9 protein-coding genes are annotated in these 10,798 nt (G+C 45.0%); 2 read left to right on the top strand and 7 right to left on the bottom strand.

Annotation, left to right across the window (positions count from 1 at the left end; all coding sequences use genetic code 11):
• Window positions 1–513 precede the first annotated feature (513 nt).
• Window positions 514–807: a hypothetical protein gene (locus tag F6K52_RS24455; RefSeq protein ID WP_293084066.1), complete on the top strand. Its 294-nt coding sequence runs from the start codon at window positions 514–516 to the stop codon at window positions 805–807.
• Between the two features lie 108 nt (window positions 808–915).
• Here the strand turns inward: F6K52_RS24455 and F6K52_RS24460 are convergent, their stop codons facing one another.
• Both F6K52_RS24460 and F6K52_RS24465 read right to left on the bottom strand, forming a co-directional pair.
• On the bottom strand, window positions 916–1,113 hold the full coding sequence (locus F6K52_RS24460) for a hypothetical protein (RefSeq protein ID WP_293084068.1): 198 nt from the start codon (window positions 1,111–1,113) through the stop codon (window positions 916–918).
• Window positions 1,114–1,248: 135 nt separating this feature from the next.
• Entirely contained in the window at window positions 1,249–1,827 is a 579-nt protein-coding gene (locus F6K52_RS24465; RefSeq protein ID WP_293084071.1) for a Uma2 family endonuclease, read from the bottom strand.
• Between the two features lie 379 nt (window positions 1,828–2,206).
• Between F6K52_RS24465 and F6K52_RS24470 the strand changes: the two genes are divergently transcribed.
• Window positions 2,207–2,485 carry a LapA family protein gene (locus F6K52_RS24470; protein WP_293084074.1) on the top strand — a complete coding sequence of 93 codons (279 nt, stop codon included), beginning with the start codon at window positions 2,207–2,209 and terminating at the stop codon, window positions 2,483–2,485.
• Between the two features lie 10 nt (window positions 2,486–2,495).
• Here F6K52_RS24470 and F6K52_RS24475 read toward each other — a convergent pair whose 3' ends face one another.
• The 5 genes from F6K52_RS24475 to F6K52_RS24495 form a co-directional block, all read right to left on the bottom strand.
• Window positions 2,496–3,152 (bottom strand): hypothetical protein, encoded by a 657-nt coding sequence (locus F6K52_RS24475; protein WP_293084077.1) that lies wholly within the window; start codon window positions 3,150–3,152, stop codon window positions 2,496–2,498.
• Window positions 3,153–3,620: 468 nt separating this feature from the next.
• Window positions 3,621–4,745, bottom strand: a complete 1,125-nt coding sequence (aroB, locus tag F6K52_RS24480) for a 3-dehydroquinate synthase (RefSeq protein ID WP_293084080.1) — start codon at window positions 4,743–4,745, stop codon at window positions 3,621–3,623.
• Between the two features lie 173 nt (window positions 4,746–4,918).
• On the bottom strand, window positions 4,919–7,306 hold the full coding sequence (locus F6K52_RS24485) for an ATP-dependent Clp protease ATP-binding subunit (protein ID WP_293084083.1): 2,388 nt from the start codon (window positions 7,304–7,306) through the stop codon (window positions 4,919–4,921).
• Window positions 7,307–7,509: 203 nt separating this feature from the next.
• Window positions 7,510–9,147 (bottom strand): HlyD family efflux transporter periplasmic adaptor subunit, encoded by a 1,638-nt coding sequence (locus F6K52_RS24490; protein ID WP_293084086.1) that lies wholly within the window; start codon window positions 9,145–9,147, stop codon window positions 7,510–7,512.
• A 430-nt stretch (window positions 9,148–9,577) separates the two neighbouring features.
• Window positions 9,578–10,798, bottom strand: a 1,221-nt coding sequence (locus F6K52_RS24495) for a peptidase domain-containing ABC transporter (protein ID WP_293084089.1), incomplete at its 5' end; no start/stop codon positions are given.

The raw sequence follows: 10,798 nt of genomic DNA on the forward strand, positions 1-10,798 counted from the left end.
CACTGGTGGCAGTAGCGGTTTTAACCTCTCCCACTGTTCGTTACTCAAGTCGCCTCGGTTCATCAGTACAGCCTGCCTGCGTACACGTTTTTACTAGGATACAACAAGTTTGAAAACACGCCCTAGTCAGCAATAAGCGCGGTTTTATACACAGATAGTTCGGTTGAGCCAAAAAAGTTAAATCAAATTAAAATTACTATAAAGTCGGAAATGGACTTACAACTTCCCTGGGATTTAAACAACATCTAATAGTTTTAGACTAAGAACCATGACTCCAAATAATCCACAGCAAGATGAACGCCCTCCGATTTGGATTGGGCATGTTAGCTTAAACGTTTCAGACTTCAAAAAATCTCTCGACTTCTTCGAGTTTGTGGGAATGCGAAAAGTTGCTGAGAGGATATCTCCCAAGTTTTTTTATACTGAATTTTGCCCCCCTAACCCCCCAACTTTGGGGGGAACAAGAGTCATTTTGCTTGTAAAAGTCCCCCAGAATTGGGGGATTTAGGGGGCTTGGATGTAGCAAATGAGACTTCTCAGACAACCTCTGAATTTCAAGACTTAGCAGTACTTGAGTTGAGAGGGGGAACCCATCTCGTGCTTAGAAATAAACCTGAAGCAGCACCAGGACAAGCGAGTTTTGATCTGATGGTGGATGATTTGAAGGCTCAACAGGTCGCCCTGCAAGAGGCTGGCTATGCACCGAGCGAAATTCGCGAAGGCCGAATACACAGTGTGTTTGATGTTTCTGAACCTTCAGGAAACACAATTAGTTTTTACGATAGCCATGTGGTGGGGCCAGTCTAGAGGTTAGTCAGTAGGGTGGGCAAAGATCGATGATAACCGTACAAATGGTGAAACTATAGCGTTGATTGCATGTATGAGGTACACTTATCAACCTCAAAGTCCCCCTTATTAAGGGGGATTTAGGGGGATCCGTTCTTGATGCAGTCGCTCATGGGGGGAACCCCCAAGACCGCGCTGCATCGCTTTGTACCTCATGGGAAAAAGAATTGCTATATCATTATTGGCGTTGCTTAATAATGGAATGATTTTAAGAGTGAGGTGGAATGGGCATCTTGGTGGAATGGGCATCTTGCGTGGAACTGGCATCTTGCCAGTTTCATGCTTATTTCCGCGCGGGCAGGATGCCCACTCTACTTATATTCTTGCTTGATTCAGCAACGCCTCATTATTTGCTCACCCTACCCAACTGATAGCTGACAGCTGACAGCTGACCGCTGATAGCTAAATCTGCCGACGGAACGCTCTAATGGCTTCTCCCGTATCGGTTTCTGCCATCAAAACACAGCGTCTGAACCAATCAAGATCCAATTCACTCAGTCCAGGTAGCAAGCTACGTTCAATGGGGACATAACTACCATCCGTAAGATGATAAAGCTTCAGTAATCCATCTTCCCAAAACCAAACCTCAGGAACACCATTAGCTTGATACCGTTCTAACTTGCTGATGCCACCACTACTAAAAACCACTTCAATCGACAAATCTGGAATCGGCTTAACACTACCGATGCAGTAAGACTCATCAGCTTGGGCAGAGGCGACGCCTTCTTTTTCCTGAGTCATGGAGCGAGTAGGCTGAAAGAAAATACCCTTTTCCGTCAGAAAGGTTGTGATTAAGTAACCGATGATACTGGCAAAAATTTCATGTTCTCGTCCTGGCATGAGAATCTCGATTATTCCATCAAAGTAAAACAGCCGTACTCCAGGAGAACCATCAAATCCCTTCTGGATGAACTTAAACTGTTCCCAGGTGCCATCATGGACAATGCGTTGGTCGGTGGTTTGGTCGAGTAGTTGGGGCATCGCTCTGACAACCGGCTATTCTTACCAGTTATTGTGACATAGTCAGGAGGGTGGGCAAAGGTGGATGATAACTGTACAAATAGTGAAATTATAATTATTTGCCCACCCTACACCAGTGGGCTTGTGCGATCGCGTAGCGTGGCCGTAGGCCAATCGCTCTTGTCTGGTGGGCAAATGAAGATCATAACTGATCAAATAGTGAAATTATAATTATTTGCCCACCCTACACCAGAGTCAGTAGGGTGGGCAAAGGTGGATGATAACTAATCAAATAGTGAAACTATAATTATTTGCCCACCCTACACCAGTGCGCTATGGGCGAATGTGCTAGAAAAAAGAATACAGAGAGCTAACTAGTCACCAGAAACTAGTCACCATAATGAACTATTCCCTAATCAGAGGACTTGGCTTACTTCTGACATCTCTGATAGTTGCTATTTGGATTGGCGCGATCGCTATTTTCTCAATCCAAAATATAACGGAAGTATCCCTGAAGTTTTTAGTCTTCGAGTCGATTGATCTGCCAATCGGTGTTGTGTTGGCTGTTAGCGTTGGTATTGGTCTTGTTGGGGGAGCGATCGCACCTCTAGTGTGGCAGCTTTTGGGACAATCCTTGAAATTCCTAGACCCTGAGGAAGACCTATACTACGATGATTAGACTGGAGAATTTAATCGTAGTCCATCCGGTCATAAAGTCTATCATCATATTGATGAGACATAAACTCAGAGCGCCGTCTAGATGGTAAGGAAGGAGGAACACTAGAGTAGGGGTGTTGCACCACGTAAGTTGTACGAGGAGGACGCTGTGGTCGTGAGAGCAAGGCTAACCCCCCAATCACAACGGCACCACCACCAATGGTTACGGCCATACCGCCAAGTCCCCAAAGTATGCCTGACATGAGGGTATTTGCCGTCTCATTATTAGGTTTACGATTAGGGATTAGTTGCTCAGGAGCCCTGATCACACTGGCATCAACCTGAGCAGTTAGATTGTCTAGCAGTAACTGCTGATTGTGAAGTTGGGCTTTGAGCTGTTCAGTTTCAGCTCGTTGTTGCTCAACCAATGTTTTGAGCTGCTCAGTGTCCCGCCGCTGCTGTTCAACATTGAGCATATTATTTAAATTATTATTTAAGTTCGGCGAAGCTAGAGCCTGGTTTGGCGCTTGATCTGCGTAAGGGGAATTATAGGGATTGTTAGGGGAAATTTGGAAGGGTTGGGAAGAGGGAAGGTTATTCGCCACCATATTGCCTCCTCCTTTGAGGAGAAACAATGCTGCCATACCGGCAAAGGCAGCCCCCGTCAGGAATGCCATACCATCACTCATTAATATTGCCTCTCAACTGGAACCGAATTACAACAAATTGCCACTACTGCTAAGGTCGCATATTTTTTAATTAATTTCACCCTTAACGTGGGGCAATAAGCCCTTTGCCCATAGTTTTGGGGAATTTTCGTGTGTCAATGGCGACCTAACCCTAAATTGAAAACTAGATTGCAGCCAATGTCTACCCTAGCTCATTTTCAAAATTTTGCGATTTCTTGATGAACTTTCCCTAATTGGTATGGATAATGGTGTGGGCAAATCGTTTCAGCCCCCTAGGGTAAGCTTCGCAGAGTCTTTCCCAGTAAGGAATTGAGTGACATGAGGGGTAAAACCCTTTAGCCGATTATCAATGGTTTCATAGCATCTTCGATAGATGCTATGAACAAGTTATCAAACCTTGACATTTGAGTCGGGAGTCGCACCGTTCCCTACTCCCTACTCCCTATTCCCTATTCCCTGTTCCCTTTCCTATTGCTGTATTTGCCTAAGCACTTCCCTAATCACATCATTTGGCACCTGATCTATTAAGGTTACTTCACCAATCTTGGTAGGCAAAACAAATCTTACTTTACCCTCTTTTACTTTCTTATCAGTTTGCAGGGTATCAATAATAGCATCAATATCTAGCCCACTGGGTAACTTAGTAGGTAGTCCAGCTTTTTCGATTAAAGCATCCTGGCGTTCGGCATCTTCTGGCTGCCACATCTGGAGTGCCACCGCAATCTGGCCTGCAGCTACCATACCAATCCCTACGGCTTCTCCATGATTGACTAACTTGTAGCCAGTTAAGCTTTCTACGGCATGACCAATGGTGTGACCATAGTTCAAAATTGCTCTGATTCCAGCTTCTTTCTCATCCTGACTGACCACATCTGCTTTAGCTTGACAAGACCGAGACAGAATTGTTTCTAATAAATCCTTCTTCAGGTAACGCAATTGGTCAAGTCGCTTCGATTCCTCTAGCTTCACAAATAGCTGTTCATCCCAGATAATCCCATACTTAATCACTTCTGCCATCCCTGCTCGCAATTCTCGGGCTGGCAATGTTTTTAATACCGAGGGGTCAATTAAGACAAATCGTGGTTGATGGAAAGCACCGATCAAGTTTTTGCCCTTGGGGTGATTGACCCCAGTCTTGCCACCAACTGAAGCATCAACCATGGCCAACAGCGATGTGGGTACCTGAACGAAATTAATTCCCCTTAGCCAAGTGGCAGCTGCAAATCCTGTCATATCCCCAATTACTCCACCGCCCAATGCCACTAGAGTCGAGGAGCGTTCTAGGCGGTTTTCTAGGGCAACATCATAGATCTTTTGGATAGATTTGACAGTTTTGTATCGTTCACCAGCAGGGAGGGTGAGGCTAGATACCTGATATCCCACTAACTCCAAAGCTGCGATCGCTCTTTTCCCATATCTTCGGAAAATCGCTGGATTAGATACCACTAAAACTTTTTTCCCCAACTGTAGACGGCTCATCCAAACCCCAATATCATCTAAGCCACCTGTGGTCATCTTGCCATCAGGAAGGTGTTGTGCGATCGCAATATCATAGGAATGTTCTGGTAGAGCAACGGGAATAACTAACTTCATGGGGGGGAGCCTTTTTCCTTATTAACTATGGCGCTATATATATCTACTTCCATAAAAGATATGTAGATGTAGATATATCTTAGAGGGGTTGCAGGTCACCCCTCTACAGATCCAGCCTTAGATGCAGCCTTTAAAATCCAGGCTTTAAGGAATTTTGGCATCACTCCTTAGCCCTAGCAAACCCCAACTGGTTGCAGCACCCGCTTTTGAGCGTTACCAGATAATACGGTTACCTGACCGTGCTCATCCACATCAACAACTGCGGTATCACCCTCTTGAATCTGACCAGATAGCATGGCTTCGGCTAAGCTATCTTCTAGCAAGCTCATAATTGCTCGTCGTAGAGGTCTAGCACCATAGCTTGGTTCGTAGCCTGCTGTGACTAAGTGGTCTTTGAAAGCCTCTGTGACTTCTAGGATAATTCCTTGCTCTTGTATAGAGCTATAGATTTCCTGAAGCAGAATTTCAGCAATTTCCTTAACTTCATTCTTCTTGAGCTGACGGAAGACAATTATATCGTCAAGGCGGTTGAGGAACTCAGGACGGAAATAGTCTTTAAGATTGTCATTGACCTGAGTGCGGATCTGGTTGTACCTAGACTCATCTTGGTTATTTGACGACTCAAAGCCAAAAGCACTACCTCCTTTTTCAATCACTTTAGAACCGATATTGGAGGTCATGATTAATATTGTGTTCTTGAAATCTACAGTACGACCTTTAGCATCGGTTAAGCGACCATCATCTAACAGTTGCAAAAGTACGTTGAAAACGTCAGGGTGAGCTTTCTCTATTTCGTCAAATAGTACCACCGAGTAGGGCTGGCGTCGCACAGCTTCAGTCAGTTGACCACCTTCGTCATACCCAACAAACCCTGGAGGAGAACCAATCAGCTTGGAAACAGTATGGCGTTCCATATATTCCGACATGTCAACCCGAATCATCTTGTCTTCTGACCCGAACAGGTAGGAAGCCAAAGATTTAGCCAGTTCTGTTTTACCAACTCCAGTCGGACCAGAGAAGATAAAGCTAGCAATCGGTCGATTGGGATCCTTTAATCCAACTCTTGCCCGACGAATTGCCCGAGACACAGCAGTAACTGCTTCGTCTTGACCAATGATCCGCTCGTGCAAGGTTTCTTCCAAGTGCAGCAGTAGAGCTGATTCAGATTCCGTCAGTTTATTGACCGGTATCCCAGTCCAAGACCCTACGATGTGAGCAATGTGTTCTTGATCCACAATCGGAATAGTTGGAGATGGGGATAACTTATCTTCAATTCCCTCACTCTGCCACTCTGATTCTGCTCTAGCCCTTGAGGAAGGTTTTGAGTGCATCAAGTGAACCCGACTGCCAGCTTCGTCAATCAAGTCAATGGCTTTGTCGGGTAAATAGCGGTCCGAGATATAGCGGTCTGACAATTGAGCTGCAGCCAGTAAGGCTTGGTCGGAAATCTGGACTTTGTGATACTCCTCGTAGGTTGAGCGCAAACCATGGAGTATGTCAATGGTATCCTCTACAGAGGGTTCCGAGACCATAACTGGCTGGAAACGACGTTCTAGTGCTGCGTCTTTCTCGATATACTTGCGGTATTCATCTAGAGTAGTAGCTCCCAAGCACTGGAGTTCACCTCTAGCGAGAGCAGGCTTAAGGAGATTAGCCGCATCCATACCCCCTTCTAAGGATCCAGCACCGACTAAGGTGTGAATTTCGTCAATTACTAGGATAATATTCCCGGATTGCTGGACTTCAGAGACAATCTGCTTGAGCCGTTCTTCAAAGTCTCCCCGGAAGCGAGTACCAGAAACCAATAAAGCCATATCTAGGCTAATCACTTGTTTGTCTGCCAACAGGTCTGGAACATCTTGAGATACAATCCGTTGGGCTAGACCTTCTGCGATCGCAGTTTTGCCAACTCCGGGTTCCCCCAGTAATATCGGGTTATTCTTGCTACGACGACCTAAAATCTGCACCACCCGCTCGATTTCCTGCTGACGACCAACCACCGGATCCAGTTTGCCCTCTGCAGCTAACTTGGTCAGATTAGTTCCAAATTCTTCTAAGGTAGCTTTCTGGTTTTGAGTATTCCCCATAAACGAGGAACCTTTTCCCTTAGCAGTCGTTGCTGCTGTTAATTCTGCTATCGTACTAATGACATGGGTGCGTAATTCTGTGAGGTCTACACCCAGGTTGACCAGTACTTGACTCGCAACGCTGTTCCTGTCGTGAATAATAGCTAGCAACAAATGTTCAGTATCGATGTAGTTGTGTCCTAGTTGCTTAGCTTCCTGGAAAGATTGCTGGAAAATTTGTTTAGCTTTGGGGGTGAAAGGAAGTTCTGAGGTAACGATTCTCGAACCCCTGCCCACAGTGTTTTCTACCGAGTAGCGAGCATCATCGAGGGTAACACCAAAATCACTCAGTACTCTGGCTGCCACAGCTGTTCCTTGTGCAATCAAACCCAACAGCAGTTCCTCAGTTCCTACGAGGCTGTGTCCCAAGCGACGGGTTTCCTCCTGAGCCAGCATGATGGATTTGATCGCTTTATCTGTAAAATGTTCAAACATCCCCGGTTCACCTTACGGAATTTAAGCAGTGGGTGAAATATCACCCTGGTGTAAAGTTTTATGTACTTTACTTCCATCAATGTACCCATCTGTGCTTAAACTCAGCAGTCGGTAGAACCGTAATCTTGAGGAGTGGTTGCCGCCAATAGCAACAACCAACACCTAGAGCTATCACCTAGGTAGGGAAGCATTCAAAACATTCCCTAACGCATTTTGGTCAAGCTTTCAGTTTTATCCAAGAACATCTCGGTGAAAATACTCATCACTGTTCGCTTACGCACCCGGATATTGGCACTGATAGACATACCCGATTGCAATGGCACATCTTTGCCATAAGCTGTCATGAACTGTTTATCCAATTCGATTTTGGCAGGGAAAGTATAGTCTTGACGCAATTCTGCAGGATCCGGTGGTAGGGCATCAGAACCAATAGATAGTACCTTCCCTTTTACATCACCAAACTCACTAAAGGGAAAAGAGTCAACTCTGACTTCAGTTTCCATACCTGGTTCCACAAACCCGATGTCTCGGTTAGTAAGAAATACCTTAGCAATCAGAGAGCTAGCGGGAACAATTTTGAGCACTGGCTCAGTGGTATTGGCAACAAAACCAGGAGTTGAAGGTTGTAAGTCAAAAATGGTTCCATCAACAGGAGCTCGTAGTTCTTGATAGCTTAGGGTTAGTTGAGCCTGCTGCAACTGGCTATCAATTTCTGCCATCTGTTTATTGTTCTCAACAATACGTTGATTTAATTGACTGATAATGCTAGCTATTTGGGTGTTTAAGCTATCAATCCTTTCATTATTCTGTGCCATCAAATCCGTCAGTTCTCGTTGAGAAGACGCAATGGTATTGAGTAGATTCGCTCTGACCCCAGCAATTTCTTTTTGCAAGCGTTGTTCTTCTTCAATCCTAGAGTTTATCTCAGTTTGGCGATTTTTGACCTCATTTTCCTGCCTCAAGAACTGAATCTTAGAAAACCCCCCTTGTTCAAACAGGGGTCTGAGATCTGCAAGAATACCCTGCTCAACACTCAGGATATCTCTGCCATTGGCAAGTTGAATCTGATTTTGTTTCAGCTGTTCCTGTAGGGAGCCAATTCTACTCTCAAGTTCAGCAATCCGAGCCTCAAGTGCAGAAGTACCATATTGTAAACGAATTCGTTGTTCAGGGCTAAGATTAGCCCTAGCGGAACCTCCACTAAGTTGAGCGCGATAAAGTCCAATTTCTGACAATAGGGTGTTTCGACTAGCGATCAGAGAAGGCAGTTGTGAGGACAGTTGTATATCCATACCTGGTGGTGGTACAGGTGGATAATTAGGATTGCTAATTGCAGCTTGATAAAACTGGTTTTCTCTGATTAAGGTAGCGCGGCGTTTATTGAGAGACGTGAGTTGAGCCTGAGTAGCTTTGGGCTCAAAGGAAAGGAGCAAATCCCCTTCTTTAACCCGCTGTCCTTCCTTGATATGAATTTTTGTCACTACTCCACCCACAGGAGCTTGGACTTCTTTAACTGCACCTTGTGGCTCTAGCTTGCCCCGAGCGGGAACGGCATAGTCAATTTTGGCAAAGTAAGCCCACACCATACCAAAACTGGTTAGACTTAACAGTGCCCAGAGAATGGCATGAGACCAATGGGGCGATTGTTCTAAAATAACTGGCTGGTCAAATGCGAGGTGACTATTAGAAGCACGATGTTTGTCCCTGGTGTCTTGAGGAACTGCCGTTTTGCTCATAGTACCGACAGAACCTAAGTTAATTTTTGGATTTGCTTTGCCATTACCATTGCCATTACCATTGCGATTACCATTGCCATTACCATTGCCATTATATTGGCTCATCGTTATTAGCTCCTGCTATTCGTTAATACTTGGGTATTGGATGAATGCTCAAAGATAAATAAAGAAAGAATGAAGGATAAATGATGACGAAGGTCGGATAAAAACTAAAAAATGAAGGATAAATGATGACGAATGAGATAATTATCGGGTTTACTAATTAAATTTAGTAACTAATACAAAGACTGACTCATTGATCATTTTTATCACTTAGTTTAGGGGCAGTTAGCCAAAACTTCTCGCTCTCAATTAAACGCTTGCTGTAAAACCAACTACCAGACCACTAGTATTTTTTTATCCTTGAGCCTAGTCTATCCGACACCAAGGGTTAAACCAAATAGCAAATACCGAGACAATACACACTTAATCCTTCACCCTTCATCTTTAATGCTTAACCCTTCATGGTTAATCCTTCATCCTTCACCCTTCATAGCTACATTTGAGCATCTTGTTGCATGTAGAGGCAATAGTAACGACCTTTCTGAGCCATCAGTTCATCATGAGTGCCTTGCTCTACTATTGAACCCCGATCCATCATCAAAATGATATCAGCGTTGCGAATGGTTCCTAGGCGGTGGGTAATGAACAATACCGTGCGTTGTTTTAAAGCTTCCGCTAGATTTAAACACACTTGCCGCTCGGTGTCATAATCGAGGGCGCTGGTGGCTTCATCTAATATCATTAACTGGGGTGATTGCAAAATCGTTCTAGCGATCGCAATACGCTGTCGTTGTCCCCCGGAAAGACCTGAACCCCTTTCGCCAACGGTGCTATTGTAACCCAAAGGCAAGCCCATGATAAAATCGTGGGCTACTGCTATATTTGCTGCCTGAATAATTTCCTCACTGTCTGCATCAGGATTGGTCAGAGCAATATTCTCTTGCACGGTTCCCTCAAACAAGAGGGTTTCCTGAGGCACAATCCCAATCTGACGCCGCAGGGAATAGAGTTCGACTTTCGAGATATCGTAACCATCGATAATGATGCGACCGGACTCTGGAGAATATAGTCTAGCCAAAAGTTTGGTCATGGTACTCTTACCGGAACCACTTTGACCTACAATCCCTACAAATGAACCAGCTGGAATCTCGACATTAACGTTATTCAGTTGCATTGGCCCACTCTTGGCAAAGCGGAAGGAGAGATTTTCATAGCGAATGTCTCCCCTGACAGAGGGCAAGGGGATATTACCCTGGTCTGCTTCAGCCACTTCTTTGGGTGTATCGACAATGTCACTGAGGCGTTCGAGGGATAGGGCTGTAGACTGGAAGTTTTGCCAAAGTTGGGCTAAACGCAGCAAGGGACTGGTAACGTAGCCCCCAATAATCCGAAAAGCAATCAAGCCCCCTAAGCTTAATTCTCCATTTAGTACTAGATAGACCCCTACCCAAAGCACAAGCAAACCAGAGAGTTTGTTCAAGAAGGTGCTCATAGAACTAGCGGCAGTAGAAGTTAGCACATTCTTGAAGCCTTCACTAACATAGCGGGCATATTTCTCTTGCCATTTCCAACGCGATCGCAATTCAATATTCTGGGCTTTGACCGTGGAAATGCCAGATAAGACCTCCACTAGATAGGATTGGGTTTGAGCATTCCGTTCCGCTTTATTGCGTAGCTGTTGCAGGACAATTGGGGAAACGATCAGGGTCCGGGG

The sequence above is a fragment of the Moorena sp. SIO3H5 genome (assembly GCF_010692395.1).
Taxonomy (GTDB): domain Bacteria; phylum Cyanobacteriota; class Cyanobacteriia; order Cyanobacteriales; family Coleofasciculaceae; genus Moorena.

Bases quoted from the DNA above. Each gene is read 5' to 3' on its own strand.
- F6K52_RS24490 (WP_293084086.1), bottom strand. From the start codon at position 9,147: ATGAGCCAATATAATGGCAATGGTAATGGCAATGGTAATCGCAATGGT.
- F6K52_RS24475 (WP_293084077.1), bottom strand. From the start codon at position 3,152: ATGAGTGATGGTATGGCATTCCTGACGGGGGCTGCCTTTGCCGGTATG.
- F6K52_RS24465 (WP_293084071.1), bottom strand. From the start codon at position 1,827: ATGCCCCAACTACTCGACCAAACCACCGACCAACGCATTGTCCATGAT.
- F6K52_RS24460 (WP_293084068.1), bottom strand. From the start codon at position 1,113: ATGCCAGTTCCACGCAAGATGCCCATTCCACCAAGATGCCCATTCCAC.
- F6K52_RS24485 (WP_293084083.1), bottom strand. From the start codon at position 7,306: ATGTTTGAACATTTTACAGATAAAGCGATCAAATCCATCATGCTGGCT.
- F6K52_RS24470 (WP_293084074.1), top strand. From the start codon at position 2,207: ATGAACTATTCCCTAATCAGAGGACTTGGCTTACTTCTGACATCTCTG.
- aroB (WP_293084080.1), bottom strand. From the start codon at position 4,745: ATGAAGTTAGTTATTCCCGTTGCTCTACCAGAACATTCCTATGATATT.